Source organism: Bacillota bacterium, assembly GCA_023511835.1.
In the GTDB taxonomy this organism is placed as follows: Bacteria; Bacillota; Sulfobacillia; order JAIMAT01; family JAIMAT01; genus JAIMAT01.
The window spans coordinates 1-25,747 of record JAIMAT010000004.1 but is presented as its reverse complement, the minus strand read 5'-3'; the positions used below and the strand labels follow the sequence as shown (position 1 = coordinate 25,747).

General features: G+C 74.1%; 25 protein-coding genes and 1 riboswitch. Of the genes, 16 read left to right on the top strand and 9 right to left on the bottom strand.

Annotated elements, in window-relative coordinates; genetic code table 11:
• Positions 1-17: 17 nt before the first annotated feature.
• Positions 18-443: a hypothetical protein gene (locus K6U79_01550; protein MCL6521046.1), complete on the bottom strand. Its 426-nt coding sequence runs from the start codon at positions 441-443 to the stop codon at positions 18-20.
• The gene (locus tag K6U79_01545) at positions 444-797 is read right to left on the bottom strand and encodes a YtxH domain-containing protein (GenBank protein ID MCL6521045.1); all 354 of its coding nucleotides are present in this window, start codon (positions 795-797) and stop codon (positions 444-446) included.
• Between the two features lie 167 nt (positions 798-964).
• Between K6U79_01545 and K6U79_01540 the strand changes: the two genes are divergently transcribed.
• From K6U79_01540 to K6U79_01530, 3 genes are read left to right on the top strand one after another with little or no spacing between them, the layout of a single operon-like run.
• The gene (locus tag K6U79_01540) at positions 965-1,777 is read left to right on the top strand and encodes a WecB/TagA/CpsF family glycosyltransferase (GenBank protein ID MCL6521044.1); all 813 of its coding nucleotides are present in this window, start codon (positions 965-967) and stop codon (positions 1,775-1,777) included.
• Positions 1,778-1,835: 58 nt separating this feature from the next.
• On the top strand, positions 1,836-2,744 hold the full coding sequence (gene htpX, locus K6U79_01535) for a zinc metalloprotease HtpX (GenBank protein MCL6521043.1): 909 nt from the start codon (positions 1,836-1,838) through the stop codon (positions 2,742-2,744).
• A 41-nt stretch (positions 2,745-2,785) separates the two neighbouring features.
• Positions 2,786-3,358, top strand: a complete 573-nt coding sequence (locus tag K6U79_01530; protein ID MCL6521042.1) for a hypothetical protein — start codon at positions 2,786-2,788, stop codon at positions 3,356-3,358.
• Between the two features lie 70 nt (positions 3,359-3,428).
• Here the strand turns inward: K6U79_01530 and K6U79_01525 are convergent, their stop codons facing one another.
• Together K6U79_01525 and K6U79_01520 are read right to left on the bottom strand one after the other, a co-directional pair.
• Positions 3,429-3,713 (bottom strand): hypothetical protein, encoded by a 285-nt coding sequence (locus K6U79_01525; GenBank protein MCL6521041.1) that lies wholly within the window; start codon positions 3,711-3,713, stop codon positions 3,429-3,431.
• Entirely contained in the window at positions 3,710-4,408 is a 699-nt protein-coding gene (locus K6U79_01520) for a PspA/IM30 family protein (protein MCL6521040.1), read from the bottom strand. The genes K6U79_01525 and K6U79_01520 overlap by 4 nt, the downstream gene beginning before the upstream one ends.
• A 136-nt stretch (positions 4,409-4,544) precedes the next feature.
• Positions 4,545-4,684, top strand: a riboswitch (SAM riboswitch).
• 90 nt (positions 4,685-4,774) lie between these two features.
• On the opposite strand from K6U79_01520, the gene K6U79_01515 reads away from it, so the two are divergent.
• Entirely contained in the window at positions 4,775-6,082 is a 1,308-nt protein-coding gene (locus K6U79_01515) for an O-acetylhomoserine aminocarboxypropyltransferase/cysteine synthase (GenBank protein ID MCL6521039.1), read from the top strand.
• A 16-nt stretch (positions 6,083-6,098) separates the two neighbouring features.
• A complete protein-coding gene (locus tag K6U79_01510; GenBank protein ID MCL6521038.1) occupies positions 6,099-7,226 on the top strand; it encodes a homoserine O-acetyltransferase in 1,128 nt (375 codons plus the stop codon).
• Positions 7,227-7,257: 31 nt separating this feature from the next.
• Here K6U79_01510 and K6U79_01505 read toward each other — a convergent pair whose 3' ends face one another.
• Genes K6U79_01505 through K6U79_01495 form a run of 3 tightly spaced genes read right to left on the bottom strand, consistent with a single transcriptional unit; the run spans position 7,258 to position 9,484 of the window.
• A complete protein-coding gene (locus tag K6U79_01505) occupies positions 7,258-7,983 on the bottom strand; it encodes an amino acid ABC transporter ATP-binding protein (protein ID MCL6521037.1) in 726 nt (241 codons plus the stop codon).
• The gene (locus tag K6U79_01500) at positions 7,958-8,638 is read right to left on the bottom strand and encodes an amino acid ABC transporter permease (protein MCL6521036.1); all 681 of its coding nucleotides are present in this window, start codon (positions 8,636-8,638) and stop codon (positions 7,958-7,960) included. Before K6U79_01500 ends, K6U79_01505 begins: the two co-directional genes overlap by 26 nt.
• A gap of 12 nt (positions 8,639-8,650) precedes the next feature.
• On the bottom strand, positions 8,651-9,484 hold the full coding sequence (locus K6U79_01495) for a basic amino acid ABC transporter substrate-binding protein (protein ID MCL6521035.1): 834 nt from the start codon (positions 9,482-9,484) through the stop codon (positions 8,651-8,653).
• Between the two features lie 609 nt (positions 9,485-10,093).
• Between K6U79_01495 and K6U79_01490 the strand changes: the two genes are divergently transcribed.
• The 4 genes from K6U79_01490 (at position 10,094) to K6U79_01475 (ending at position 15,166) form a co-directional block, all read left to right on the top strand.
• The gene (locus K6U79_01490) at positions 10,094-11,740 is read left to right on the top strand and encodes an anthranilate synthase component I family protein (protein ID MCL6521034.1); all 1,647 of its coding nucleotides are present in this window, start codon (positions 10,094-10,096) and stop codon (positions 11,738-11,740) included.
• The gene (locus tag K6U79_01485; GenBank protein MCL6521033.1) at positions 11,737-12,348 is read left to right on the top strand and encodes an aminodeoxychorismate/anthranilate synthase component II; all 612 of its coding nucleotides are present in this window, start codon (positions 11,737-11,739) and stop codon (positions 12,346-12,348) included. The genes K6U79_01490 and K6U79_01485 overlap by 4 nt, the downstream gene beginning before the upstream one ends.
• Before the next feature lie 185 nt (positions 12,349-12,533).
• On the top strand, positions 12,534-14,273 hold the full coding sequence (locus K6U79_01480) for a 2-oxoacid:acceptor oxidoreductase subunit alpha (GenBank protein MCL6521032.1): 1,740 nt from the start codon (positions 12,534-12,536) through the stop codon (positions 14,271-14,273).
• Positions 14,270-15,166 carry a 2-oxoacid:ferredoxin oxidoreductase subunit beta gene (locus K6U79_01475; protein ID MCL6521031.1) on the top strand — a complete coding sequence of 299 codons (897 nt, stop codon included), beginning with the start codon at positions 14,270-14,272 and terminating at the stop codon, positions 15,164-15,166. Before K6U79_01480 ends, K6U79_01475 begins: the two co-directional genes overlap by 4 nt.
• 137 nt (positions 15,167-15,303) lie before the next feature.
• On the opposite strand, the gene K6U79_01470 is transcribed toward K6U79_01475, so the two are convergent.
• On the bottom strand, positions 15,304-16,260 hold the full coding sequence (locus tag K6U79_01470) for an FAD-dependent oxidoreductase (GenBank protein ID MCL6521030.1): 957 nt from the start codon (positions 16,258-16,260) through the stop codon (positions 15,304-15,306).
• Positions 16,261-16,381: 121 nt separating this feature from the next.
• On the bottom strand, positions 16,382-17,188 hold the full coding sequence (locus K6U79_01465; protein ID MCL6521029.1) for an IclR family transcriptional regulator: 807 nt from the start codon (positions 17,186-17,188) through the stop codon (positions 16,382-16,384).
• 171 nt (positions 17,189-17,359) lie between these two features.
• Between K6U79_01465 and K6U79_01460 the strand changes: the two genes are divergently transcribed.
• From K6U79_01460 to K6U79_01430, 7 genes are all read left to right on the top strand, one after another.
• A complete protein-coding gene (locus K6U79_01460) occupies positions 17,360-18,652 on the top strand; it encodes a DNA repair exonuclease (protein ID MCL6521028.1) in 1,293 nt (430 codons plus the stop codon).
• Positions 18,649-21,474, top strand: a complete 2,826-nt coding sequence (locus K6U79_01455; GenBank protein MCL6521027.1) for an AAA family ATPase — start codon at positions 18,649-18,651, stop codon at positions 21,472-21,474. The genes K6U79_01460 and K6U79_01455 overlap by 4 nt, the downstream gene beginning before the upstream one ends.
• 88 nt (positions 21,475-21,562) lie before the next feature.
• Positions 21,563-22,300, top strand: a complete 738-nt coding sequence (gene bshB1 / locus K6U79_01450) for a bacillithiol biosynthesis deacetylase BshB1 (protein MCL6521026.1) — start codon at positions 21,563-21,565, stop codon at positions 22,298-22,300.
• 105 nt (positions 22,301-22,405) lie between these two features.
• Positions 22,406-22,840: a DUF4330 domain-containing protein gene (locus tag K6U79_01445; GenBank protein MCL6521025.1), complete on the top strand. Its 435-nt coding sequence runs from the start codon at positions 22,406-22,408 to the stop codon at positions 22,838-22,840.
• A 58-nt stretch (positions 22,841-22,898) separates the two neighbouring features.
• Positions 22,899-24,443: an O-antigen ligase family protein gene (locus K6U79_01440; protein MCL6521024.1), complete on the top strand. Its 1,545-nt coding sequence runs from the start codon at positions 22,899-22,901 to the stop codon at positions 24,441-24,443.
• On the top strand, positions 24,440-25,588 hold the full coding sequence (locus K6U79_01435) for a glycosyltransferase family 9 protein (protein MCL6521023.1): 1,149 nt from the start codon (positions 24,440-24,442) through the stop codon (positions 25,586-25,588). The genes K6U79_01440 and K6U79_01435 overlap by 4 nt, the downstream gene beginning before the upstream one ends.
• A gap of 17 nt (positions 25,589-25,605) precedes the next feature.
• The coding region (locus tag K6U79_01430) for an adenylyltransferase/cytidyltransferase family protein (protein ID MCL6521022.1) at positions 25,606-25,747 on the top strand (142 nt) is incomplete at its 3' end.

The window sequence follows — 25,747 nt, the reverse complement described above, 5'->3', positions numbered from 1 at the left end:
CGCCCGCCCCGCGCGCCTCAGGGCCGGGGCTCGCCCGGCCGGCCCGGGGCGGGCGAGCCGGCCTCGTCGCCGCCCAGGCGTCGGCTGACGAGACGGCCGACCAGCGGAGCCAGGGCGCCGGCGGCCGCCTGCCCGAGCACGGCCCAGAGGCCGCTGCCTCCGCCGCCGCCGAAGGCGCGCCCGAGGGCGAGGAGGGTGAGGGCGCTCCCCGCCTTTTCGGCCAGCCGGCGGCCGCCGTGCACCACGGCGGCCGCGTCGTCGGTCATCTGCCGTACGTCGTGGACCGTGGCCAGGAGGTCCTGGCGGAGCTGGAGCAGCTCGCCCTGGAGTGCGCGGACCGCCGACGCCAGCCGGACCAGCAGGATCGCCATCGCCACCAGCGCCAGGAACAGAACAAGCGCCATCACGGAGGTGGCGACGGCGATGACGGTCAACGCGGCCATCTAGTACGAGCCTCCGGCCTCCGGGTCCGGGTCGGGCGCACCGGGCAGCTCGCTGCCGCCGGCCTCTTCGGCGCCGGCCTCGCGCGCCAGCCCGAGCCGGTTACGGGCGCTCTCCCAGGCGGAGCCGAGACCGCCCTGGGCGCGCTCCACCCAGTGACCGGCGGCCGAGGTGAGCCCCTGCGAGGAGTCGGCGATGGTGCTGCCCGCGCGGGCCAGACTTTCGGAGGCGCGCTGACGGAGCGTCTCGCGGGTTGCCGCCCCCGGCGCCGGAGCCAGCAGGACGCCGGCCACGAAGCCAGCCGCCGCTCCCAGCAGGAGCGCCGCCACCGTGGTGAGCGTGCTTTCACGGGCCATCTCCCACCCTCCTTGGCCCGATCGAGGCCGGCGACACCTCCTCCGGCCCGGGACCGGGCGCTGGTCAGCCTTGTCCCGCTATGGCTGAATTATACCAGCCGCGGAGGGTCGGCCGGCCGGCGGCTCGCGCCGCTCCGCGAGCGGCGCCAAGCGCGGTGAAGTTGCGGATGGAGAGGGCGGTCGGGAAGACGTTGCAGGGGCAGGCGGAAACCGGGGAACGCATCCGGATCCTGGGCGTGCCCGTGGACGCGGTCGGCCTGGAGGAGGCGGTCGAGCGGATCGTCGCCTGGTGCGAGCGGCCCGGCCCGCGCATGCGCGTGGTGCTGACGCCCAATCCGGAAATGATCATGGCGGCGCAGGCGGACGCCCACCTGCGCACCTGGCTCGAGCGGGCGGACCTGCTGACGCCGGACGGCGTGGGCGTCCTCTGGGCGGCGAGGCGCCTGGGGTACCTCCTTCCGGAGCGGGTGGCGGGCATCGACCTGCTGGAACGCCTCCTGGCGGAGGCGGCCTCCCGGGGGCTGCGGCTCTTCCTCCTGGGAGGCGCGCCGCAGGTGGCGGAGCTGGCGCAGCGCGCCATCGAGCGACGCCATCCGGGCCTGCGCGTGGCGGGTACCTACCACGGCTACTTCGCGCCGGACGAGGAAAGTTACGTGCTGGACCATGTGCGCGCGCTCCGGCCGCACCTTCTCGTCACCGGCATGGGCATGGGGCGGGATCCCCGCTGGCTGGTGGCTCACCGCGAGGAGACCGGTGCCGCGGTCGGCCTGGGGGTGGGCGGGGCGCTGGACGTGCTGGCCGGCCTGAAGCCGCGGGCGCCGGCGTGGATGATCCGCGCCCGGCTGGAGTGGCTCTACCGCCTGGCACGGGAGCCCTCCCGCTGGCGCCGGCAGCTGGCGCTGCCCCGCTTCGTGGTGGCGGTGGAGCGCCAGCGCCGCGGCCTGGAGCGGGCGCGGGAGGAGGACGGCGCGCCTCGGTGAGCCCGCGGCGCTATGGTATGGTGGTGCTGGCGGTCTTCCGCCTGCGGAGGGATTCGCGATGGAACGCCGGCTCAGTCACGATTGGGGACTCTCCGCCCGCATGTTCCTGACGCTCTTTCTCCTGGCGGCGCTCTACCTGGCGTTCGCCCTGCTGCTCTGGAACTCGGGCGTCGACCTCTTCTCGCTGGTCGTGATCGTGGGCGGCATGCTGGCGCTGCAGTACTACTTCTCGGACCGGCTGGTGCTCTGGTCCATGGGGGCGCGCGAGGTCTCGGAGGCCGAGGCGCCGGAGCTCCACGCCATGGTGGAGCGGCTGGCGGCCGCGGCCGACCTGCCCAAGCCGCGGGTGGCCGTGGCGCGGACCGATCTGCCCAACGCCTTCGCCACCGGGCGCAACCCGCGGAACGCCGTGGTCACCGTCACCACCGGGCTGCTCAACCGGCTGGAGCCGGAGGAGGTGGAGGCGGTCCTGGGCCACGAGCTGACCCACGTGCGCAACCGCGACGTGGCGGTCATCACCTGGGCCAGCTTCTTCGCCACCATCGCATCCTTCATCGTGCAGCGCTTCTACCTGATCGGCTGGATGGCGGGCGGCCGGAACGAGCGGAACAACAACTCGGGCGTCGCCTGGATCGTCATCTATCTGGCGTCGCTGGTGGTCTGGGTGATCAGCTTCTTCCTGATCCGGGCGCTCTCCCGCTATCGCGAGCTGGCCGCCGACCGCGGATCGGCCATCCTGACGGGGGCGCCCTCCCACCTCGCCAGCGCGCTGCAGAAGATCAGCGGCCGCATGCAGGCCATCCCGACGCGCGACCTGCGCCAGGCGGAGGCGCTCAACGCCTTCTTCATCGTCCCCGCCCTGAGCGGGGAGAGCCTGATGGAGCTCTTCTCCACGCATCCCTCGCTGCGGAGGCGTCTGGAGCAGCTGGAGCGGCTGCAGCGCGAGCTGGAGGGGCGGCCGCGCTGAGGGGCGGGCCGGACCGCCTGGCCGTCCGAGGAGGGGGGAGCATGGGGTTCCTGGACGCGCTCTTCGGCCGGGACCGGCCGGTACGGCCCAAGACCGACGCCTTCTTCGCCCTCTCCACGGCCCAGGTGACGCTGGAGACGGAGCTGCGCTGGAAGAGCGCGGGCCGGGCCGGCGTCTGCTACAAGCCGGTGGAGTCGGGCGATTTCGCCGGGGCGGAGGGGGAGCTGGAGGAGCTGCTCCGCTTCAGCGCGCGCGAGAGCGGCACCCAGGTGGACTTCCGCACCGACGAGTACGGCTACCGCTGGGCCATCCTGGCCGACCCCGACTTCGACGACCTGGTGACCATGGTGCACATGACGGCGGAGACGCTCCGGGAGAAGGGTTACGGAAGCCAGCTCCTCTCCGCCGCCTGGCGCTTCCTGACCGAGGAGGGGCGGGGCGCCTATCTCGTCTATAACTACAAGCGGGGCAACTTCTACCCCTTCGTCCCCGCCGAGGGCACCAAGAAGCGGAACAACGCGTTGGAGCTGCGCGCGGGTGCGGTGCTGCAGAGGGAGCTGCCCTGGGAGGAGGATCCGACGCGCTGGTACGCCCTCTGGGACTGCCCCGTCTGACGGTCCGGCGCAAGCGGCCGGGAAGGGGCGGGGGCCGGCCGGGGCCGGCCCCCGCTTCGCTTCGGCCCGGCTACCGCTCGGGCAGGTCGTCCGGGTAGTTGGCCAGGATCTGGCGCGCCTCCTCCAGGCTCGTCTCCGGCGGCGGCAGGATCACGTCGGAGGGCCCCAGGAAGGTGGCCGGCAGCGGCTCTCCCTCCGTCCGGACCAGCGTCAGGACGCGGCTGAAAGCCTCGCGGAAGGCCGCCTCGTCGCCGCTCCGCACCGCCTCCAGGAGCCGGTTGTCCTCCTCGTCGAGGCGCCGCAGCGCCTCGCCCTCCAGGCGGTACTGGTGCTCGGTCTGAATGCGGACGATCACGGGCGGCCCACCTCCTTCTTGAGCCGCTCCAGGTCGCTCTCCACCTGGCTGCCGGCGGCGATCTTGCGCAGTTCGCGATCGATGTCGTCCGAGGCGGTGGGATCCTCCAGCACGCCGCTCTGGGAGAGCTCGTCGATGGCGGAGGCGCGCGCCCTCATCTTCTCCGTCTTCTCGCGCGCCCGCTCCACGGCCAGGCCGACGTCGCTCATCTCCTCGGAGAGACCGCTGAGCGCCTCGCCGATGCGCACCTGCGCCTCGGCGGCCGAGTACTGGGCCTTGATCACTTCCTTCTGGGAGCGGAAGGACTCGACCTTGGTGCGGAGCTTCACCTCCAGGTCGGTCAGCTTCTGCTGCTCGGCCTCCAGCGAGGCGATCTGCTGGTCGAGCCCCTCCAGCTGGCCCGTGATGGCCGCCTTCCGCTCCAGCGCCGTCCGCGCCAGGTCCTCGCGGCCGGCGGCCAGCGCCTGGCGGGCCTGGTCCTCCAGCTTCTGCGCGGCCTGGCGAAGCTGGGCCGCCTCCAGCTCGATGCGCTTCTTCGAGGTGACGACCTCGGCCAGCCCCCGTTTCACTTGGCGCAACTGCTCCAGCTGCTTCTCGTAGGAGTAGTCGAGCGTCTCCCGCGGGTCCTCGGCGGCGTCCAGCAGCTTGTTGATCTTGGCCTTGACCACGGTCGAGAACCGGGACAGTACACCCATGCCGTCTCCACCTCCGTGCGGGGCCGGCAGCGGGCGCCTCCGCCGCCGCGTGCCGCCCCGTCCAGCCGAATTATACGGGTTGACGGCTGCGCGACCGCGATGCTAAAGTGTCGCCCAACCGAATACGTGCCGCAGCCTCTTATCCAGAGTGGCGGAGGGACTGGCCCGATGAAGCCCGGCAACCCGGGGTGGCCTCCCGGCGGCCGTCGTCACGGCGGCCGCGGGGGCGACCCGGCAGGGTGCCAACTCCTGCAGGCATGGCCTGAGAGATGAGAGGAGAGCGCCCGTCACGCGCCTCTTCTCAGCCTGAGAAGGGGCTTTTTCATGCCCCTCGAGAGTGCGGCGGCCGAGGCGAGGTGAGAACCGGTGAACGAGCGCTCGGCGCTCCATTTCGACACGCTGGCGGTCCACGGCGGCTTCCAGGCGGATCCCGCCACCGGCGCGCTGGCGGTGCCCATCTACCAGACGACATCCTACCTGTTCCAGGACACCGCCCATGCGGCGCGGCTCTTCGCGCTGGAGGAGCCGGGGAACATCTACACCCGCATCATGAACCCGACGGTCGCCGTGCTGGAGGAGCGCGTGGCGGCACTGGAGGGCGGCGTGGGGGCGCTGGCCGTCGCCTCGGGCCAGGCGGCCGAGACGCTGGCCATCCTCAACATCGCCCGGGCGGGCGACGAGATCGTGGCCAGCTCCAACCTGTACGGCGGCAGCTACAACCTCTTCGCCGCCACGCTGCCGCGTTACGGCATCACCGTCCGCTTCGTCGACCCCTCGGAGCCCGAGAACTTCCGGCGTGCCATCGGGCCGCGGACGCGCGCCCTCTACGCCGAGACGCTGGGCAACCCCCGCCTGGACGTGCTGGACATCGAGGCGGTGGCCGCGGTCGCGCACGAGGCGGGGCTGCCGCTGATCGTGGACAACACCTTCGCCACGCCCTATCTTTGCCGCCCCATCGAATGGGGCGCCGACGTGGTCGTCCACTCCATGACCAAGTTCCTGGGGGGCCACGGCAACTCCATCGGCGGCATCCTGGTGGACGGAGGGCGCTTCGACTGGGAGAACGGGAAGTTCCCCGAGCTGACCGAGCCCGACCCCACCTATCACGGCGTCCGCTACACGCGCCAGTTCGGGGCCGCGGCCTACGTGACCAAGGCCCGCACCCAACTGCTCCGGGACCTGGGTCCGGCGCTCAGCCCCTTCAACGCCTTTCTCATCCTGCAGGGGGTGGAGACGCTGCCGCTGCGCATGGAGCGTCACGTGCGGAACGCCCAGGCGGTGGCGGAGTGGCTGAGCCGGCGGCCCGACGTCTCCTGGGTCCGCTACCCGGGCCTGCCCGGCGATCCTTACCACGCCCTGGCGGAGAAGTACCTGCCCCGGGGGGCGGGCGCCATCCTCGCCTTCGGCCTGGAGGGGGGGCGGGAGGCCGGCCGGGCCTTCATCGACGCCCTCCGCCTCTTCCGCCACGTGGCCAACGTGGGCGACGCGCGCTCACTCATCATCCACCCCGCCACCACCACCCACCAGCAGCTGAGCGAGGAGGAGCAGCGGGCCACAGGGGTGACCCCGGAGCTGGTGCGGGCCTCCATCGGCATCGAGGACGTGCGCGACCTGATCGCCGACCTGGAGCAGGCGCTGGAAGCGGCGGCGCGGCGGGCAGCCGGCGCCGCCTGAGAAGACGGTGAGCGGCATGGCGGGCACCGTGGCCGTGGCGACGAAGGGCTTCGCCGTCCTGGGAACGGGCGAGCCGGGCGACCCGCCCCTGGAGCTGGAGCTGGGCGGCCGGCTGGGCCCCTTCCGTCTCCGCTTCGAGAGTTGGGGCCGCCTCGATCCGGACGGGGGCAACGTAGTGCTGGTGGAGCACGCCCTGACGGGCGACGCGCACGTCGCCTCGCATGACGAGAACGACCTGCCGGGCTGGTGGGAGGGGATGGTGGGCCCGGGCGCTCCCATCGACACGGAGCGCTGGTTCATCCTGGCGGCGAACGTGCTGGGCGGTTGCCAGGGCTCCACCGGCCCCTCCTCTCCGGCGCCCGACGGCCGTCCCTGGGGGCTGCGCTTCCCGCTGATCACGGTGCGGGACATGGTGCGGGCGGAGATCCGCCTGCTGGACCGGCTGGGCATCGACCGCCTCCACTGCGTGGTGGGCGGCTCGCTGGGCGGCATGCGCGCCCTCACCTGGGCCGTGGAGGCGCCCGAGCGGGTGGGGCGGGTGGTGGCCATCGGGGCGCCGGCCGCCCACTCGGCCACGGCCATCGCCTGGGGAGCGGCGCAGCGGGCGGCCATCCTGGCCGATCCCGCCTGGCGCGGGGGCGACTACTACGGCACGCCGGGGCCGGTCCGCGGCCTCTCCGTGGCCCGCCAGGTGGCCATGATCACCTACCACTCGTGGGGCTCCATGGAGCGGAAGTTCGGCCGCCGCTGGCAGCTCCCGCCGCAGGGCGGATGGAGCGACCAGCTGGCCGTGGAGAGCTATCTCGCCTACCAGGGGGAGAAGCTGGTCGACCGCTTCGACGCCAACTCCTACCTCTACCTGACCCGCGCCATGGACCTCTACGACCTGGGCGGAGCCTGGGGCGGGCTGGAGGCGGCGCTGGGGCGGATTCGCGGCGAGCTGCTGCTGGTCGGCATCGCCAGCGACCGGCTCTACCCGCCGGAGGAGGTGCGCGCGCTCTACCAGGCGGCCCGGCGCGCGGGGGTGCGCGCCAGCTACCGCGAGATGCGGGCGGACGACGGACACGACGCCTTCCTGATCGACCTGGAGGAGCTGGGGCCCATGGTGGCGGGCTTCCTGGAGCGGGAGGCGGCCGCCGCCTAGGCCGGGCCTGGGCCGGCCGCCCCCCGGCCGCTCAGCGCAGGATCTTGGAGAGGAAGGCCCGGGCACGCGGGTGCTGGGGGTCCTCGAAAAAGCGCCCGGGCTCGGCCTCCTCCAGGATGGTCCCCTGGTCCATGAAGAGGAGGCGCGTGCCCACGTGGCGCGCGAAGCCCATCTCGTGGCTGACCACCAGCATGGTCATGCCGTCGCGCGCCAGCCCCTCCATCACGTCCAGCACTTCCTTGATCATCTCCGGGTCGAGCGCCGAGGTGGGCTCGTCGAAGAGCATCACCTCGGGCTGCATGGCCAGCGCGCGGGCGATGGCCACGCGCTGCTGCTGGCCTCCGGAGAGCTGGGAGGGGTAGGCGGAGGCCTTCTCGGCCAGGCCGACCCGGGCCAGCATGGCCAGCCCCAGGTCGCGCGCCTCCGCAGGCCGCAGCCCGCGCACGCGGATCGGCGCCAGCGTCACGTTCTGGAGCGCCGTCAGGTGCGGGAAGAGGTTGAAGGACTGGAAGACCATGCCCACCTTCTGGCGGAGGCGGTCCAGGTCGACGCCCGGCTCGGTCAGCGAGAGGCCGTCGATGCGCACCTCGCCGGAGGTGGGCCGCTCCAGCCCGTTGAGGCAGCGGAGGAAGGTGGACTTGCCCGAGCCGCTCGGTCCCACCACCACGATCACCTCGCGCGGCGCCACCTCCAGGTCGATGCCGCGCAGCACCTCCAGCGAGCCGAAGCGCTTACGCAAGTTGCGGACGCTGATCATGCAGGCCCAGCCTCCTCTCCACCGCGCCCGCCAGCAGGGAGAAGACGGACGTCAGGGCGAGGTAGAGGAGCGCCACCGGCACCCAGATCTCCAGATAGCGGTAGACGGTGCCCGCGGCCACGCTGCCGCGGCTCATCAGCTCCAGGACGCCCAGGACGAAGACCAGCGACGAGTCTTTGGTCAGGGCGATGAACTCGTTGAAGAGCGGCGGCACGGCCACGCGGAAGGCCTGCGGCAGGATGACCAGGCGCATGGCCAGCCGGTAGCTCATGCCCAGCGAGCGCGCCGCCTCCATCTGCCCCCGCGGCACCGAGAGGATGCCGGCGCGATAGATCTCCGCCACGTAGGCCGAGGAGTTGAGGCCCAGGGCAAGGATGCCGTCGGTCAGCGGCGGCAGCGGGTGGTAGCCGAAGAGCTGCGGCGCCGCGTAGTGGATCAGCATGATCTGCACCAGCAGCGGCGTCCCGCGGAAGAACGTGATGTAGGCGGCCGCCGGCCGCTGGAACCAGGCGTTGGGCGAGAGCCGGCCCAGCGCCAGGAGCAGGCCCCAGACGAGGGCGATGCCGATCCCGGCCACCGAGAGCAGCAGGGTGGTCGGCACGCCCTCGAGCAGAAAGGGCAGGAAACGGGCGACGACGTCCCAGCGGATGTCCATCGCCGCGCGAGCTCACTTCGCCGCGAAGTACTTGTCGTAGAGCTTCTGGTAGGTGCCGTCCGCCTTCACCTTGGCCAGCGCCTGGTTGATCTTGGCCGCCAGCTCGGTGTCTCCCTTGCGCATGGCGATGCCGTAGTACTCCACCGTGAAGGGCTCGCCGGCGGCGACGACGCCGCGGTCGGGGTTCTCCTTGATGAAGTTGTAGAGGACCGGCGCATCGATCACCACCGCCTCTACGTCGCCGTTGAGCAGCGCGTTGATGGCGTCGGGCGTCTGCGGGTAGCGGACTACGATGGCTCCCTTCACCTTCTGGGCCGCGTAGTCGCCGGTGGTGTTGGCCTGTACGCCCACCTTCTTGCCCGCCAGGTCGTCGGGCGTCTTGATGGAGCTGCCCTGCTTGACGCCGATCACCTGGCCGGCGGTGAAGTACGGGTCGGAGAAGGTGACGCTCTTGGCGCGGTCGTCGGTGATGGTCATGGCCGAGATGACCGCGTCCACCTCGTGGTCATTGAGCGCCGGGATGAGGCCGTCCCACTTGATGTTGTGGATCTGGGCGCCGGCGAAGCCGGCGGCCTTGGCGACGGCGTCGATCAGCTCCATGTCGAAGCCGACGTACTTCCCGGTGGCAGGGTCCACCGACTCGAAGGGAGCGTAGGCGGCCTCGGTGCCCACCTGGAGATAGCTCTTGCCGGTGGCGCCGGAGGAGGACGAGGAGGAGGAAGCCGTCCCCGAGGAGGCAGCGCCCCCCGAGGCGGGCGCCTGGCCGCCGCAGCCCGCCGCGGCGAGCAGCAGGCCCGCCAGAAGGGCGAACGAGAGCGAGCGGAGGCGACGGGTTCTACGAATCATGTGCGCATCGCTCCTTGCTGTCAAGGTAAGACGTTCAACCGTCCGTCTGACGGCTCCGCAGTTCGACGGGAACCCGGCCTCGCCCTGCCGGTCGGCAAGGCCGAAGTCCGCCGGAGCGCGAGGCCGCCGGACGACCGTGTAATTATACATAGCAAGCCGCCGCGGCGTATCGCCGGGTTCGCCAAGCGGTGGCAATGCTCGCGGCGTAGAACCGGTTTGCATAAGTATTCAGACCCGGCCGCCTTGACGGCGCCGCGCGGCGGCTCCTAGAATGCGAGCAACATCCGGATCGGCAGCGAACGGCGAGGAGGGGAAGAGTACCCGGGCGGCCAGCCCAGGCAGAGAGCCGGCGGAAGGTGCGAGCCGGCGGCCGGGCGCCCGGCGAATGGAGCCCCGAGCCGGTCCCCGAGCGGCCGCCGGCGGTGCCTCGAGCGCGCCGCGAGCCGGCGGTCGGGTAGGCGGACCCGGAACCCCACCGTTAGAAGGGGGCCGGTATTCAAGAGCGCCCGGCGCGGCCGGGAGGCTCCGCGTACCGGGCAGAGGGAAGCGGCCGGCGGGCCGGCCGCTTCCGAAGATGGGTGGCACAGCGGAGACGAGGCCTTCCGCCCCATGCGGGGCGGAAGGCCTCGTCCGTTTCCGGGCCGCCCCGCGCGGGCGCCCCCGGCCTCGCGGGGAGCCGCCGGTGCGGGTGGGACGGAGGTGAGGCGGTTGCTGGACCGCGAGCAGGCGGACTTCCTGGAGAAGGCGGCCCGTTTCGACCGCGTGCCGCTCCTCAGGCTGGAGGCCAACGACCTGGAGACGCCCATCAGTCTCTTTCTAAAGCTGCGCCCCCTGGGCGCCACCTTCCTGCTCGAGAGCGTGGAGGGCGGCCAGGCCGTGGGGCGCTACTCCTTCATCGGCCTGCGCCCCTACGTGCGCCTCCGCTCGCGTCCGGGCGGGACGGAGGTGGAGCGGCGGCTGGGCGGGCGCCGGGAGCGCTCCTGGCTGCCGGGCACCCCCTGGGAGGCGCTGCGCAGCGAGCTCCGCCGCGAGCGGGTGGCGCCGGTCGCGGCGGAGGTCCGCTTCCGCGGTGGCGCGGTGGGCTACCTGGCCTACGAGGCGGTCCGCCACCTGGAGCCCCGCCTGGAGGCGGCGCTGGGGCCGGGCCGCCTGCGCGAGCCGGATAGTCCCGCCGCCGGCTGGCCGGAGGCGGAGTTCCAGTTCGCCGAGACGGTGGTCTTTCTCGACCACCTGCTCCACCGTATCGGCGTCCTCCACCTGGCGCCGGCCGGCCCGGCGCCGCTGGCCGCCTACCACGCCGCGCTGGCGGCGGTGGAGGAGGTGCTGGCCGCCATCCACGGGCCGCTTCCGGCGGCGGCCTTCCCGGCCGCCGCGCCGGGGGAGCTGCAGGTGCGCCAGGGGAGCTCGCGGGAGGAGTTCCTGGAGCGGGTGGAACGGTTGCGCGCGGCCATCGCAGCCGGCGAGATCTTCCAGGCGGTGCTCTCCCAGCGCTGGGTACTGGAAGGCGCCCCGGGCGCGCTGGAGATCTACCGCGCCCTGCGCGCCATCAACCCCTCGCCCTATCTCTTCCTGATCGACTTCGGCGAGCGCCAGCTGGTGGGCTCCTCGCCCGAGCTCCTGGTCCGCGTCGAGGCGGGCGAGGTGAGCACCCGGCCCATCGCCGGGACGCGGCCGCGGGGGGCGACGCGCGAGGAGGACGAGCGCCTGGCCGTCGAGCTGCTGGCCGATCCCAAGGAGCGCGCCGAGCACGTCATGCTGGTCGACCTGGCGCGCAACGACGTGGGCCGCGTGGCCGAGCGGGGCAGCGTCCGCGTGGAGGAGCTGATGGGGGTGGAGCGCTACTCGCACGTCATGCACCTGGTCAGCTCCGTGCGCGGCCGCCTGCGGCCCGGGCTGGACGCGATCGACGCGCTCGCCTCCTGCTTCCCCGCGGGCACGGTCTCGGGCGCCCCCAAGGTGCGCGCCATCGAGCTGCTGGCGGCGGAGGAGGGAGAGCGGCGCGGACCCTACGCGGGCGCGGTGGGCTGGTTCGGCTTCGACGGAGACATGGACACCTGCATCGCCATCCGCACCATTCTCTGCGAGCCGGGCCGGGCGGAGGTGCAGGCCGGCGCCGGCATCGTCTACGACTCGGTGGCCGAGCGCGAGTGGGAGGAGAGCCGGAACAAGGCCGCCGCCCTCATCCGCGCCCTCGAGGAGGCGGGCGGCGGGCCCCTCCTCCCCGCCCCGGCCCGCAGGGAGGTGGAGCGGGCGTGATCCTGGTCGTCGACAACTACGACTCCTTCACCTACAACCTGGTCCAGGCGCTGGAGGTGGCGGCCGCCGGCGAGGCGGTGGAGGTGGTCCGCAACGACACCACCAGCGTCGAGCAGGTGGAGCGGATGCGGCCGCGCGGGCTCCTGCTCTCGCCCGGCCCGGGGCGACCCGAGGAGGCCGGCATCTCGGTGGAGCTGGTGCGCGCGCTGGCGCCGCGCCTGCCCATCCTGGGCGTCTGCCTGGGGCACCAGGCCGTCGCCGTCGCCTTCGGGGCGCGCGTGGTCCGCGCCCCCGAGCCGGTCCACGGCAAGACGTCGCCTGTCCGGCCGCTGCCCGGCACCGGTTCGCCCCTCTACGAGGGGCTCCCCGTCCCCTTCGAGGCGACGCGCTACCACTCGCTGGTGGTGGAGGAGGGCGCGGGCGGCCGGCCCGCGCCGGAGCTGGAGGTGACGGCGGTGACGGAGGCGCCCGGGGGCGGTCACCTGGTGATGGGCGTCCGCCACAGGAAGTTTCCCTGCGAGGGGGTGCAGTTCCACCCGGAGTCGGTACTGACCCCGGAGGGGATGAAGCTGCTGGCCAACTGGGTACGCAGCTTGCCCGCCACGTGAAAATTCCACGACCCGCAAGCGCCTTTTGCCAGATTCGGATTTACATTGCTCAGGGCGCCTTGCTACAATGATTTCGAAATGATCGTGTTTTGCTGGTACGCAAAACGCGATTGTGAGCAGTGAAATTTTCGCGAACCGGGTCCCACCCGTCGGGAGGCGTGCGGACCCGGCGGGGGGGATGGGACGTGAAGCGCCGCGATCTGGTCTGGCAGGTGGGCGGCGCCCAAGGCGAGGGCATCGAGTCCGCCGGGGCGCTCTTCCTGCAGATCATGCACGAAGAGGGCTACTACGTGGCCTCGCACCGGCACTTCATGAGCCTGATCAAGGGCGGGCACACCCACTACCAGGTTCGCGTCGGGTCGGAACCGCTCCTGACGCCCGGCGACCAGGTGGACATCCTGGTCGCCTTCGACCAGGCCTCCATCGACCACGACGCGGGGAGACTGCACGCGGGCTCGCTCGTCCTGGCCAACGCCGCCAAGAAGCCCGAGCTGCCGGAGGGCAGCCCGGCGCGCCTGGTTCCGGTCGACTTCCTGGCGCTGGCCAAGCAGGCGGGCGGCGCCATCATGGCCAACACGGTGGCGCTGGGTGCCACGGGAGCGCTCCTGGGCTGGGGCGAGGAGGCGCTGGACGAATACTTCGCCTCGCGCTTCGGCCGCAAGGGCGAGGAAGTGGTCGAGCAGAACCGGCAGGCCTACCGGCTCGGCTGGGAGGCCGTCCACCGGCTGGGCGTGGAACCGCTCGCCATGCCCGAGAAGCCGGCACCGGGTCGGCGCGTCCTGCTCCAGGGCGACGAGGCCATGGGCTGGGGCGCGCTGGAGGCGGGTAGCCGGCTCTTCTTCGCCTATCCCATCACGCCGGCCAGCGAGATCCTGCAGTGGCTGGCCAAGTGGCTGCCGCAGGTGGGCGGCGCGGTCGTCCAGGCGGAGGACGAGGTGGCCGCGGTCAACTACGCCGTCGGCGCCAGCCTGGCGGGTCAGCGGGCCTGGACGGCCACCTCCGGTCCCGGCCTCTCGCTGATGCAGGAGGGCATCAGCATCGCCGCCATGACCGAGACGCCGCTGGTCATCGTCGACGCCCAGCGCGGCGGGCCGGCCACCGGGCTGCCCACGCGCCCCGAGCAGAGCGACCTGAACGAGATCCTCTACGGCTCGCATGGTGACCAGCCGCGCATCGTCCTCAGCCCGGCCACCACCGCCGACGCCTTCTGGGCCATCCAGGCGGCCTTCAACGCGGCCGAGAAGTACCAGTGCCCCGTGATCGTCGCCTCCGACCTGAACCTGGCCCTGGACGTGCGCAACGTCGACCTGGAGGAGCTCCGGCGCCTCCCCATCGAGCGCGGCCTGCTCGACCTCGAGCCGGGCGCCTACGCGCCCCACACCTACCCGCGTTTCCAGCTGACCGAGAGCGGCGTCTCGCCGCGGGTGCTGCCCGGGGTACCGGGCAAGACGACCACCGTGGTGGGCGACGAGCACACCGTGGAGGGCCACATCACCGAAGACGCCGAACCGCGCGTGGCGCAGATGACCAAGCGCCTGCGCAAGATGGAGGCCGCGGCGGCCGACCCCGAGCTGATGGGCGAGGCGCTCTGGACCAGCGGGCCGGAGGAGGCGGAGCTGGTGCTGGTCGGTTTCGCCGGCACCTACGGGCCCATCGAGGAGGCGCGCCGTGCGCTGGAGGAGGAAGGGGTGCGCGCCCGCCACGTGCACCTGCGCGTCCTGCGCCCCTTCCCCGCCGAGGCGCTGGCCGCCGAGCTGCGGGGGAAGCGGGTGCTGGTGGTGGAGCAGAACGCCGGCGGCCAGCTGGCCGGCGAGCTTCGGCGCCAGCTGGGAGGCGGCGACTTCCGCTCCTGCCTGAAGTTCGACGGCAACCCCTTCACCACCGCCGAGGTGCTCGCCTCGGCCCGGGAGGTGCTCGGACGATGAGCGTGATCGAGACGCGCAAGGTGACCCTCAACGACTACCGCGCGGAGACGCCCACCTGGTGCCCCGGCTGCGGCGACTTCGGCGTCCTGCGCGGACTGCAGCGGGCGCTGGTGGACCTCCAGATCGAGCCCCACCGGGTACTGGTGGTCAGCGGCATCGGCTGCTCGGGCAAGCTCTCCAGCTACATCGGCACCTACGGCTTCCACGGCCTGCACGGCCGGACGCTGCCCGTCGCCCAGGCGGCCAAACTGGCCAACCCGGAACTGACCGTCCTGGCCGTGGGCGGCGACGGCGACGGCTACGGCATCGGCGTCGGCCATCTGGTCCACGCCATCCGCAGGAACGTGGACATCACCTACGTGGTCATGAACAACGACGTCTACGGCCTGACCGTCGGCCAGACGGCGCCCACGACGCCGCTGGGCCGGGTGACGCGCTCCGCTCCCTACGGGAGCTCGGACAACCCGCTCTCGCCGCTGGGTCTGGCGCTGGGGCTGGGCGCCAGCTTCGTGGCCCAGGGCTTCTCGGGCCACATCGACCACCTGGCAACCATCCTGCGCGCGGCCATCCAGCACCGCGGCTTCTCGCTGGTCAACGTCTTCAGCCCCTGCGTCACGTTCAACGAGGAGTACGGCTACGACTACCTGCGCCAGCGCCTGGTGGACATCGACGCCGATGCCGCGTACTCCCGCCTGGACCGCATGGCCGCCCTGCGCAAGCTCGCCGAGACCGGCGGTCTGGTGGAGGGCATCCTCTTCGAGGATCCCGAGCGCGTCCCCTATGACCAGCTGCTGCCGCAGTACAAGCCAGAGGTGGTCGCCGGCGCGCCCCGGCCGCTCTCGGAGGAGGAGCGGCGGGCGGTCCTGGAGGGCTTCAGCCTGACGGGACGCTGAGCGGGGAGGCGGCGGGGGACGGCGAGAGCCTCGCCGTCCCGCACGCGTCACGGAGACGGGGAAAAGGCGGGGGGCATACCCGGAAGGGTATGCCCCCCGCCCGTCGGGCAGCCGCTCCGGAGCGCCGGCGGGGCTTCCTACTTCCAGTCGACGCGGGCGAGCGCGCGGCCGCGCAGCCGCCGCTCCGCCTCGATGGCGGCGCGGGCGCCCTGGGCGGCGGCCAGCACCGCCTGCTTGACGCCGCCGCAGAGCAGGTCGCCGGCGGCGTAGACGCCCGCCACGCTGGTCTCCAGGTTCTCGTCCACCTCGACGCAGCCGGCCGGCGTCAACCGGACCGCCTCGCCCAGGAAGCCGGTCTCCGGGCGGTTGCCCTGCAGGTAGACGAAGACGGCCGCCACCTCCAGCATTTTCTCCTCGCCGCTCGGAGTGCGGACGCGGATCCCTTCCATCTGCCGCCCGTCCCCCACCACCGCCAGCAGGCGGTGGCCCGGAAGCAGCCGGACGTGGGGCAGCTGCTCCAGCCGGCCCAGGAGCTCCGGCCGGGCCTTGGGCTCGCGTTCGGGGACGAGGAGGAGCAGCTCCGAGGCGAAGGTGGCGGCGAAGAGCGCCTCCTCCACCGCCTCGTCGCTCCCCCCCACCACCGCCACGCGCCGGTCGCGGAAGAAGGCGGCGTCGCAGGTGGCGCAGTAGGAGACGCCGCGCCCCACGTGCTCCTCTTCGCCGGGCACCCGGCGCGCCCGCGCCATGGCGCCGGTGGCCAGGATGACCGCCCGCGCGCGGTAGTCGCCCTGCGAGGTGTAGACGGTCTTCATCTCGCCGGCGAAGTCGACGCCGATGGCCTGGGCCTGGACGAAGTCGGCCCCGAAGGCGGCCGCCTGCCTGCGGATCGACTCGACGATCTCCGCCCCCGTGGCTCCGGGCAGGCCGGGATAGTTCTCCACGCGGCCCGTCATGCCCAGGGCGCCGCTGGTCAGCCCCTTGTCCACGACGACGACGTCCAGGTCGGCCCGCGCCGCATAGAGCGCCGCCGTGGCCCCGGCCGGGCCGCCGCCCACCACCACCAGGTCGGCCTGGCGGAACAGGGGTCCCAGCATGAAGAGCCCACCTCCCCCGGGAAATATACCCCGGTGGGTATCGTAGCAGGTGCGTCAAGCCCCCGGCCGGCGCGGCCGGGGGCCGGATGCGCGCTCCCCCGGGGTGCGGGCGGCTCTCGCCTCAGGAGGGACGGTAGCCGAGCTTGGAGGAGAGGTCGGCCGCGGCGGCGCGGATGGCGTTGACCAGCATGGGCAGGCGGTCGTCGTGGAAGCGCGTCACCGGGCCGGTGACGCTCAGCGCCGCCACCGGACGGCCCTTCTGGTCCAGGACGGGCGCGGCCACACAGCGGACGCCCAGCTCGATCTCCTCGTTGTCCAGGGCGTAACCGCGCTCGCGCGTCCTCCGCAGCTCCTCCATCAGCCGGTCGCGGTCGGTGATGGTGTTGGGCGTGAAGGCGGGGAGGCCGTGCTCGGCGAGGATGGCGTCCACCTCCTCCTCGCTCAGGTGGCTGAGGATGGCCTTGCCCGCCCCGGTGCAGTGGACGGGGACGCGCCGGCCGATGCGCGCGTGCATGCCCAGGAGGCTGGGCGACTCCACCTGGTCGATGTAGGTGGCCTCGCCCCGCTCCAGGATGGCCAGATTGGCCGTCTCGCCGGTCAGCGACATGAGGGCGCGGAGGACGCCCGGTGCCAGCTTCCTGAGCTCGCTGGGCGGGCGGAAGGAGCTTCCCACCTCGAAGGCCTTGAGGCCGATGCGGTAGCGCCCCGTCTCGTCGTCGTGGGTGACGAAGCCGTGGCTGACCAGCGTGCTCAGCAGGCGGTAGGTGGTGCTGGGGTGGAGCTGGGCCCGGTTGGCCGCCTCCACAAGCCCGAGCCCGTTCTCCTCGCGGGCCAGCGTCTCGAGAAGGGTGAGCGCCCGGTCCAGCACCTGGACGTGCGGGCTCTCGCGGTGGCTGGAGCCCGGGCGGCGCGTGCGCGATCTGGGCATGGGGGATCCCCTCTTCCACGGAGAGTCGCGGGGCGTCCTTTCACCCCGTGCGATCCGGCCTCCCCGATTGTTGCACAAAGTGAAAATCTGTGCAATTCCACCCCGCGCGTGTCCGGGCGTCGCTTCCCATGGGACGGAGGGAAGAGGACCGATGGGGCGAAGAGCAGGTGCATGTCCCGTTTCAAGTTCGTGCACGCCGCCGACCTGCACCTGGACAGCGGCCTGACCGGCCTGGAGGAAGCGGCGCCGGAGATGGCTCGGGCGGTGCGCGAGGCGACGCTGGGCGCGCTGGAGCGCATCGTCCGCCTCTGCGTCGAGGAGGAGGCGAGCTTCCTGGTTCTGGCGGGCGACGTCTGGGACGAGGCGGACCGGAGCCTCGTGGCGGCCAACCGCCTGCGCGACGCCCTGGCGGAGCTGGCCCGCCGCGGCATCCCCGCCTTCGTCGCCTCGGGCAACCACGACCACGAGGGCGGCTGGCGGCCGCGCCTGGAGTGGCCGGAGACGGTCCGCTTCTTCCCGCCGGGGAGCCCCGCCTCCTACCCGGTGCTGCGCGAGGGGCGCGAGCTGGCACGCGTCTGGGGCATCGGCTATCCGCGCCGCGAGGTGCGCGAGAATTACGCGCGCCTCCTCCGCCGCGACCGCGAGACGCCCTACGCGGTGGCCGTGCTCCACGCCAACGTGGGCGGCCAGCCGGGCCACGACGCCTACGCGCCGGCCGGCCTGGAGGACCTGCTGGCGGGCGGCTTCGACTACTGGGCGCTGGGCCACGTCCACAACCGCCTGGAGCTGAGGGTGGCGGCGCCGGCGATCGTCTACCCCGGCAACACTCAGGGCCGCAACCCCCGCGAGCTGGGCCCCCGCGGCTGCTACCTGGTGGAGGTGGAGGGGCGCGAGAGCCGCCTGCGTTTCGTGCCCACCCACGGCGTGGAGTGGCGCCGGCTGGAGGTGGCCATCGACGGCCTGGAGGACGAGGAAGCGCTCCAGCGGGCGCTCCTCTGGGCGGTGGAGGAGGCGGCCGCGGAGCTGGCGGGCGAGGGGCGCGGCCTCATCGCCCTCCTGCGCCTGACCGGCCGCGGCCCGCTGGACGCCAGCCTGCGCCGGCCCGGCCTGGCCGGGGAGCTGCTGGAGGAGCTGCGGCGCAGGACGGGCGGGCGCCGGCCGCCGGTCTGGATCGGTCGCCTGGAGCGGGAGACGCGCCCGCCGCGGCCGCTGGAGCAGCTGGCCGAGGAGCCTTCCTTCGAGGGCGAGCTGGCGCGGATCACGCGCGAGGCGCTGGCCGGGGGCGGGGTCGCGGAACGCTTCCGCCGCGCGCTGGAGCCGCTCTACGCCCGCGGCGGGCTGGCCCGCCACCTGGCGCCGCCGGACGAGCGACTCGCGGGCGAGGAGCTCCAGGAGGCCTTGGCCCTCCTCCTCGACCTCCTGGAGGAGGAGCGGGCGCGGCGCGCCGGGGGTGGGGCCAGGTGAGGGCGGAGGCGGGGGAGGGGAGGTCCGGCCCGGCGGACCGGGGCGCCTGGGGCGCCTGGGGCCTCCGCCTGCGCGCGCTCTCCGTGGCGCGTTTCGGCGCCCTGCGCGACCTCCGCCTCGGCCCCCTCGGGCCGGGGCTGACGATCCTCGCGGGTCCCAACGAGGCGGGAAAGAGCACGCTCCTCGCCTTCTGGGTGGGGATGCTCTACGACCTGCCGCCGCTCTCCCGGGGGGGCGAGCCGGTCAACCTCTACCGGCCCGAGCCGGCGGACGGGTGGGGCGGCGAGGTGGAGCTGGAGAGCCCGCTGGGGCCGCTCCTCCTCGGCCGCCGCTTCCACGAGAAGAGGGGGCGCGGGCGCCTCTGGCTGGAGCGCGACGGCGTCACGCTGGAGGCCGCGGAGGCCGAGGCGGAGCTGGCCAGGCTGCTGGGCCGGATGGAGCGGAGCGACTACACCGCCGTCTTCGCCTTCTCGTTGGCCGAGCTGGCCGACTTGCGCCAGCTCGCCGCCGGCGAGGTGGGGCGGCGGATCTACAGCGCCGGCTTCGGCGCCGCCGAGATACCCGCCGTGGAGCAGCGCCTCGAGCAGGAGCGGAACGCCATCTGGCGCCCGCAGGGCCGCACGGGGCGGGAGCTGAACCGCCTCCTCCTGGAGCTGGCCGACATCGAGCGGCGGCTGGCGGCGGCGCGGGGCGAGCTGGAGCAGCTGGAGCCGCTCCGGCGGGAGCGGGCGGAGACGGAGGCCGAGCTCCGCCGGCTGGAGCCGGAGCTGGCCGAAGCCGAGGCGGAGGCGCGGCAGCTGGCACGGCTCCTCGATCTCCGCCCGCGCTGGCGCGAGTGGCGGCGGCTAGCCCAGGAGGTGGAGCGCGAGCGGGGGCTGGCCGCGCTCCCGGCCGATGCGGTGGAGCGGCTCGAGGAGCTGCGCAGGCGGCGCGAGCGGCTGGAAGAACGGCGCCGGCGGCTGGCGGAGGCGGTGGCGGCGGAGGAGGCGGTGCTGGCCGAGCCCCTTCCGGCCGCCGTCCTGGAGGCGGCGGGCGAGGTGGAGGCGCTCCTCGGCGAGTGGCCCGAGCAGGAGCGGCGCCTCGCCGGCGCCGCGCAGCTGGAGGCGGAGCTGGCGGAGACGGAGCGGCGGCTCGAGCAGCGCGCGGCGCGGCTCGGGCTCGATCCGGCGGCGCTGGAAGGAGTGGTCGAGCGCCGGCCGGAGGCGGACGAGGAAGAGGGTCGCCGCCACGCGCGCGAGGCGCTCAAGGCGCGCGAGCGCGCGGAGGCGCTGCGCGGGCAGATGCAGCAGCTGGAGCTGGCCGGCGCCGAGGCGGCGGCGGCGCTGCCGGCGGGCGCCGGAACGGGAGCCCTCCTGGCCCGCGCGGCCGCGGGCGGGCTCGGCCTGGCGGGGCTCGTCGCCCTGGCGGCCAGGCTCCTGGGCGGACCCGCCTGGGCGGGCTGGCTCGGCCTCCTGGCCCTCGCGGCGGCGCTGGCCGTGGCCCTGGCGCCCGCCGGCTGGCGCGAGGCGGAGCTCCGCCGCTCGCTGGAGACGGAGCGGTTGCGCTGGCGGAGCCGGCGGGAGCGGCTGGCGGAGGCGCTGGCCGCGGCCGTGCGGGAGGAGGAGCAGGCGCGTGCGCGCCTCGCCGCGTGGTGCGGGCGCGTCGGGATCCCGCGGGGGCTTCCTGCCGAAGAGCTGGAAGCCTGGCTGATGGAGGCGCGCGAGGCGCGCGACGAGATGGCGCGCCGGCGGCGGCAGCGCGAGAGGCTGGAGGCGTTGCGCGCGGAGGCTGAGGCCTTCCGGCGGCGACTGGCCGCGCTGGCCGGGCGGGTCGGCGCGGCGGCCGAGCCGGCGGCCCTGCGCCAGCGGCTGGAGGCGGCACGCGGCCAGCTCCAGCGGCGCGAGCGGGCCGCGGCGGAGCTCCGGCGGCTGGAGGCGGAGCGACGCCAGCTGGAGGCGGAGGCCGCCGAGGTGGAGGCGGGTGTCCGGGCACTGCTCGAGCGGGGCGGCGTATCGGACGAGGCGGAGCTGCCGGCGGTGGCCGCGCGGGCGGCCCGCTGGCGGGAGGAGGCCGCCCGCCTGGCCACGCTGGAGGGCGAGCTGCGCGCCGGCGCGCTGGAGCTCTGGCCGGCGGCCGGCGACCCGCTGGCCGAGCTGGGCGAGCGGCTGGCCGCCGGCGGGGACGAGCTGGAAAGCCGGCAGGCCGCCGCTGCCGGACGCGCCGAGGCGCTCCGCCTCCGGCTCGCCCAGGCCCAGCGGCGGCTGGGCGAACTGGGCCTGCGCGCCGAGCAGCTGGAGAGGAGCCGGCGCGTGGCCGAGCTGGAGGACGAGGAGGCCCGCCTGCGCGCGCACGTCGAGGAGCGGGCGGCGGCCTGGCGCCGCCTCACCCTGGCCGCCGAACTCCTGGCCGCCGGTCGCGAGCGCTTCGAGCGCGAGCGCCAGCCTGGCGTCATCCGCAGCGCCTCCCGCCTCTTCGAACGCTTCACGGGCGGCCGCTACCAGGGGGTGAGCCTCAGCCTCGGCGAGCGCCTGCCGCGCCTCCACCCTGCCGCCCCCGGGGCGGCCCCGCTCGAGCCCTGGCAGCTGAGCCGCGCGACCCAGGAGCAGCTCTACCTGGCCATGCGCCTGGCCTACATCGAGGAAGTGCGGCGGAGCGGGGGCAGCCTTCCGGTAGTGATCGACGACGCCCTCGTCGACTTCGATCCGGCGCGGCTGGGCGCCGCTCTGCGGGCGCTGGGCGAGTTCGCGGAGGGGCAGCAGGTGCTCCTCTTCACCTGCCATCCGCACGTGGTCGAGGCCGCCCGGCGGGAGGTGCCGGGGGCGCGCGTGCTGGAGCTGGGGTGAGGAGGGCGCCGGGGCTCGGTCCAGGCGCGCTTCCTGCGCTATGCTGGGCGACGGCGAGCGAGGAAGCCGGCGGGGGGCGAGGGCGACGATGGCGGGCGGTGCGGCGGCCGCGGCGGAACCGGTGGAGATCCTGGCCATCGGTCCCCACCCGGACGACATCGAGCTGGGCTGCGCCGGGCTTCTGGCGCTGGAGCGCCGGCGCGGGCATCGCATCGGGCTGGTCGACCTGAGCCGCGGCGAGATGGGGAGCCGGGGGGACGCGGAGATCCGCGCGCGGGAGGCGGAGGAGGCGGCGCGCCGGCTGGGCGCCCGCTTCCGCCTCAACCTCGGCCTCCCGGACACGGCCGTCCGCGACGAGCCGGAGGCGGCGCGCCGCCTGGCGCTCTGGATCCGGCAGGCGCGGCCCGTGGTGGTGCTGGCGCCGTGGCGGTCCGACCGCCATCCCGACCACGCCGCGGCCGGCGCGCTGGCGGAGCGGGCCGTCCTCTACGCGGGCCTGCGCCGCCTGGAGCTGGGGGCGCCCTACCACGTGGTGCGGGCGCTGCTCTTCTACCCCATCAACGAGGCGATGGAGCGGCCCAGCTTCTGCGTCGACGTGGGCGAGGTCTGGGAGGAGAAGGTGGCGGCGCTCGAGGCGCACGCCTCGCAGGTGGGCGAGGCGGGGCTGGAGATCGACCGCCGCTTCTTCGGGCACGGCGGCTTCCTGGAGGCGATGGAGGCGCGGGCGAGGCAGTACGGGCGCATGATCGGCGCCCGCTACGCCGAGGCGTATGCGATGCGGGACCCGCTCCGCCTGCAGGACCCGCTGGCCTTCTTCGCGGAGTAAGGCGCCCCGGGGAAGGCGCCGGAGGGCGCCGGCCCATCCTGGAACGGCCTCGGGCGGGGGGAGTGAGCGGCGACGGAGAGGCGACGCGCGTTCAACTGGTTCGACGTGCTGGTGGTGGTGGTCCTGGTCGCGGGCCTGGTCGCCCTCTTCTGGCAGAAGGGCGTGGGACAGGCTCGCCCGGTGGCCTCGCGGACGCTGGAGGTGACGGTGCTGGTCAGCAACCTGCGCCCGCCCTCGGTGGAGGCCATGAAGACCGGGCAGGTGGTCTACGACGCCCAGGGCGTGCAGGCGCTGGGCACGGTGGTGAAGAAGAGCGTGCAGCCGACACCGCAGCAGGTGGCGCTGCCCGACGGGCGCCTGGTGGTCGCCCCCTCGCCGCTCTATAGCGACGTCACCCTGGTCATCCGCGGGCCGGGTACGGTCAGCCCGCAACGCATGCTGCTGGCGGGGCAGGAGGTCCGCATCGGCTCGAGCCTGAGCATGGAGACGCGGGATTGGGCGAGCACCGGCTACGTGGTGGCGGTGCGGGTGGTGCGATGAGCGCCCGGGGCCCGGGGGAGGCAGGGCGGGTGCGGTGGCTTGGGGGAAGCGGGCGGGCATGAGCGGCAGGGCTTCCTCTTCCGCGTGGTGGCAGGGAAGCCTGCTCCTGCGCCTGCTGGCGACGGACGCCGATGGCCGTCCCGCCCTGCGCGAGAGCCGCAGCGGGCGGCTCCTGGAGGCGCTCGGCCACGGCCTGGGGCGGCGCCTGGGCGGCCCCCTGGCGGCGCTGGACCGGGCGGTGGAGGAGAGCCGCATCGGGGGCGGGCTTCTCGCCCTCCTGGCGCGCGCGGGCGGCAATGCCCCGGCCGGCCTCCTGGCGGTCACCGTGGCGCTCCTGCCCTGGGCGCCCCAGTTCCTGGACGCGGGCCTCCTCCTCCTCGACCTGTTGCTCCTGGCCATGGAGGCCGCCCGGGGCCGCCTGCGCCTGCGGAGCACGCCGCTGGACACGGTGGTGCTGCTCTTCGCCTGGGTGGCCGCGGTGGGTGCGCTCACCTCGGTGGACCGGAGCGGCAGCCTCTATACGCTGGGTCAGTATGCGGTCTACTTCGCGGCCTACCTGCTGGCCTCGCGGCTCCTGGGCGAGGAGCGGGCGGTGCGCGCCTTCTGGCTGGCGGCCATCGCCTCCGGGGCGCTGGCCGGGCTGGACGGGATCTACCAGTACTTCACCCTGCACGGGACGCCCAAGGCCTGGATCGACGTGGAGACCTCGCCCGGCATCCGCGCCCGCGTCTACGGGGCGCTGGAGAACCCCAACGTCTACGCCCAGTACCTGGTCCTCCTCCTCCTGCCGGCGCTGGCGCTCCTGATCTGGCGCCCGCTCGGCGCCGTCTGGCGGGGCGCGCCCCGGTGGCGCCTGGCCGGCGCGACGCTCCTCATGCTGGCCGGGCTGGTGCTCAGCTTTTCGCGCGGCGGATGGCTCTCCTTCGCCGCGGCGGCCGGCGCGCTGCTCCTCCTGCTGGAGCCGCGCTGGCTCCTCTACGGCCTGGCCGCGGGCGTCCTCGCCCTGCTGGCGGTGACGCCGCTCCGGGACCGCTTCTTCTCCGCCTTCACCCTGGCCGACACCTCCAACTCCTTCCGGCTCTACATCTGGACGGGCGTCCTGGCCATGATCCGCGCCTACTGGCTCTTCGGCGCCGGGCTGGGGCTGCGCACCTTCCAGTACGTCTACCCGCACTGGATGATCACCGGCGTCGTCGCCCTCTCCAGCCACAACCAGTACCTGGAGATGCTGGCCGAGCTGGGCGTGGTGGGCCTGGCGGCCTACCTGGCGCTGGGGCTGCGCACCCTGCAGGTGGCGTGGAACGCCTTCCGGGCCTGGAGCGGCCGCGACGCCTGGCGCGCCGGCGCGGCGGCGGGCGTGCTGGGCGCGGTGCTGGGCAACATGGTGCATGGCTTCGTCGACACCAGCTGGTACAGCCCGCGCGTGGTCATGCTCTTCTGGCTCGTCGCCGGCGCCGCCGGCGCGCTGCGCGCCGCGGCGGGTGAGGGCGCGGCGGAGGCGGCGGAAGGGGCGGGTGGCGAGCCGGCGCCGGGCGCGAGGCCGGGCCGGCCGGTGGCGCCCCCGGTCGCGAGGGCGGCCGCCCCGGGGCGGGGAGGCTCGTGAGGCTCCTCGTCCTCCGCCTCTACTACATCGGCGACGTCCTCTTCACCGGACCGGCGCTCAGCCTCCTGCGCCGCCGGCTGCCCGGGGCGCGCCTCGACATCCTGGTGCAGAGCTGGACGGCGCCGGTCGCCGGGCGGCTGCCCGGGGTCGACCGGGTCCTCACCTACGAGCCGCGCGGCAGGCACCGCGGCGCGGCCGGCCTCCTCCGCCTGGTCCGCGAGCTGCGCGCCGAGGGGTACGGGGCGGTGGTCGACCTCCACGGCAACCTGAAAGCGCACTTCCTGGCCAGGGCCTCGGGGGCGCCGGTGCGCGTCGGCTTCTCCACCGGACGGGGAGGGGAACTGCTCACGCACCGCGTCCCCTACCGGGAGGAGATCTCCATCGTCGACCTGCTGGCGGGGACGGCGCAGGTGGCGGCCGAGGTGCTGACGGTCGGCCGCGCCCCGGGCTGGCAGGAGCTCCCCCCCGAGCCGGAGTACGCCCCCGGCGAGCGGCGGCTGAGCCTGCGGCTGGAGCCCGGGGAGCGCGAGGCGGCGCGTCGCCGCCTCGCGGGCGGGCTCCGGGGGCGCGGCCCGCTGGTCCTCCTGCAACTGGGGGCCAACTGGCCTTCCAAGCGCTGGCCCGTCGAGCGCTGGGAGGGGCTGGCGCGCCTCCTCCTGGAGCGGCTGGGGGCCCGACTGATCCTGAGCGGCGGGGCCGCCGAGGAAGAGATGCAGGCGGAGCTGCTGCGGCGGCTGGCCGAGGGGGAGGCCGAAAAGGACGATCGGCGGGGCCGCCTCCTCCCCCTGGCCGGGCGGACGTCGCTCCTGGAGACGGCGGCGCTGGCCGCCGAGTCGGACCTGGTGGTCGCCCCGGACACGGGCGTCCTCTACCTGGCCAGCGCCGTGGGCACGCCGGTGGTCGGCCTCTACGGGCCCACGGATCCGGCGCGCCTGGCGCCGCTGGGCGAGGGGGGCATCGCCCTGGCCACGCGGCCCTCCTGCTGGCCGTGCTGGGCGGTGGAGTGCCCGCTGGGGCGGAACCGGTGCCTGGGTGACCTGGACGAGGAGCGGGTCTTCCGGGCGGTGGCGGCCGCGCTCCGGGCGAAGGGCGCCTCCCGGAGGGAGGCGCCGGCGCGGGGGGGTGAGCCCCCATCGGGCGGGTAGTCGACGAGCGTTGGCTCGTGGAGGCGGCGGGGCCGGGGCGGCGCCGAGGGCGGCTGGTCTTCACCAACGGCTGTTTCGACCTGCTCCACGCCGGCCACGTCCGCTACCTGGAGGCGGCGCGCGCGCTGGGCGACCTGCTGGTGGTGGCGGTCAACGGAG